Annotated in this window: 1 protein-coding gene; it reads left to right on the plus strand. The window is 34.9% G+C overall.

Features of this window, described 5'->3' with window-relative positions:
* Window positions 1-165 precede the first annotated feature (165 nt).
* Window positions 166-516, plus strand: coding sequence for a hypothetical protein (locus AB4323_RS24545; RefSeq protein WP_372116888.1), 351 nt, complete (start codon window positions 166-168; stop codon window positions 514-516).
* Window positions 517-558 lie beyond the last annotated feature (42 nt).

Genomic DNA, 558 nt, shown 5'->3' on the forward strand with positions numbered 1-558 from the left:
AGCGGCTTCGTTCAACAATAAATTTAAGAGTGATTCACAACGCTCGGCGCTTTCACTTCAAGCAAGTTTAGTGTTTATGGCGCAATGCTTTAGGTAGGGTTGTTGGCGTTGTTCACACCTTAATTTGGCGTTATACCCTAAAAGGTCAATTAAGGAAGAATATCTATGCTAAATCTGTTGAAAGTGGTTGTTATTACTAATCTATTAGCGGCTTTAATCGTATTCATTCTTTCCAAATATGTAGCCTTTTTCAACTCAACAAGTTTGATGGATTTTCTATTCTTTATCGTGATTATTATCTGGGGAATAGCTAGATTAACTTGGGATGGAAATAGCCAAAGTCGCAATTGGGCGCAAGACCCAGCTTCAAATAAAACAATGAAAATGGTTTCTAATCATGATTTTGAGTCTGATTTTCATGAACAAAAAAGGCTGAATTATCAGTTTGGTTTGGTTATGTTTATCTCAGGAATTCCAGCATTCTTAGGTAGTATTTTATTATTGGTTATTTCATAGTTTTGAGGGCGATTTTAGTACGGGTATAACAAATAAGGATTA

The sequence above is a fragment of the Vibrio sp. 10N.261.52.C11 genome, assembly GCF_041471405.1.
In the GTDB taxonomy this organism is placed as follows: Bacteria; Pseudomonadota; Gammaproteobacteria; order Enterobacterales; family Vibrionaceae; genus Vibrio; species Vibrio crassostreae_C.